Origin of the sequence: Paenibacillus sp. EKM301P (assembly GCF_011800295.1) — a bacterium.
Classification (GTDB): Bacteria; Bacillota; Bacilli; order Paenibacillales; family Paenibacillaceae; genus Paenibacillus; species Paenibacillus polymyxa.
In genome coordinates this window covers 1-1,309 of sequence record NZ_JAALFM010000049.1, presented here as the reverse complement: position 1 = coordinate 1,309, position 1,309 = coordinate 1, and the positions used below count along the sequence as shown (strand labels likewise).

Here is a 1,309-nt window from a genome sequence, read left to right as displayed (position 1 = left end):
AGTATTGCAGGGCTGCCTCACGGTCCTGACGTTCCAGCCATTCGATAAAACGACTGAACGGCGTGACAGGCTCCAGCACTGGCTCATCACCCGCACGCAGTGCCAGATAGCTACCGAATACTTCCTGTGTCATAAAGGACAAGCACCAGCCATCCATCAAAATGTGATGGAAGCTCCAGATAAAGTGATACGTTTCATCCCCAGTTTGCAGGATCGAGATACGAAGGAGTGCATCCTCCGCGAGACGGAATCCTTTCGCTTTATCGGCAAGGGTAAATGCCTCAACACGTGCTTTACGTTCTTCTTTTTCCAGTCCGCGCAGGTCTTCATAGTACAACTCTCCGCTGCGATTGCGGAAAACGACTTGTACAGGCTCGTCCTTCCATGAACTGATAAAGTTCGTCCGTAATGCTTCATGACGCTGTACAAGCAGATCCAAGCTTTTACCGAAAGTAACCACATCGAAGCGCCCATTCAGCTCAAAGGATGCTTGCTCAAAATAAGCCGCCGAGCTCTCATCCATCAGGCTGAAAAAGAGCATACCCTTTTGCATCGGTGTCAAAGCATATACATTTTCCAGCTCGCCCAGATCTCGCGTATCTTCCACCAATTGTTCCAGTTCGTCTAGCGTTACCTGTTTTAACAGCACATCACTTGGGGTCAGCACCGTTCTTTCTTGGGTGACACAATGATGAATGACTTCACGCAAGCCGGATGCCAGCAGTTCTCCCAGCCGCTCCATCGTTTCATGACGGAACTGCGTTGTACCGTAGCGAATCGTGAACACCAACTCGCCATCCTCGATTAATCCGTTGATATCCAGTGCAAAATCCATAGTCGCGTTCGTGCTGACAGGCACACCAATGGAATAAGCGGAAGGCTGTAAATCGTTGCCTTTATAATCCTGATCGAATTGGCCTAAATAGTTAAAACTGATTTCAGGCTGAGTCTCTAACTGCACGCCTGCTTTTTCCAGCACATTCCTATCCGTCAGGTAGCGTAAAATCCCATAGCCGATGCCTTTTTGCGGAATATGACGCAGCCCTTCTTTGGTCCGCTTGATCAGGCGAGCAGTATGTCCCCCTTCTCCCAGACTTCCATCCAGGACAACCGGGAATTGGCTCGTAAACCAGCCGACCGTGCGCGTAATATCCACATCTGGCACAATGGCTTCCCGTCCATGGCCCTCCAAGTTGATCAGCACTCGTTCGGAACCCGACCAGTCATAGACGGCTTTTCCGAGCGCGGCTAGCAACAGGTCATTCATTTCCGTGTTGTACGCGCGATGAGCTTGTTTGAGCAGCTGCTC

At 50.4% G+C, this 1,309-nt stretch carries 1 protein-coding gene; it reads right to left on the bottom strand.

From position 1 onward, the window contains the following. A partial coding sequence (locus HFD99_RS24750; RefSeq protein ID WP_238797291.1) for a condensation domain-containing protein occupies positions 1-1,309 on the bottom strand: 1,309 nt, incomplete at both ends.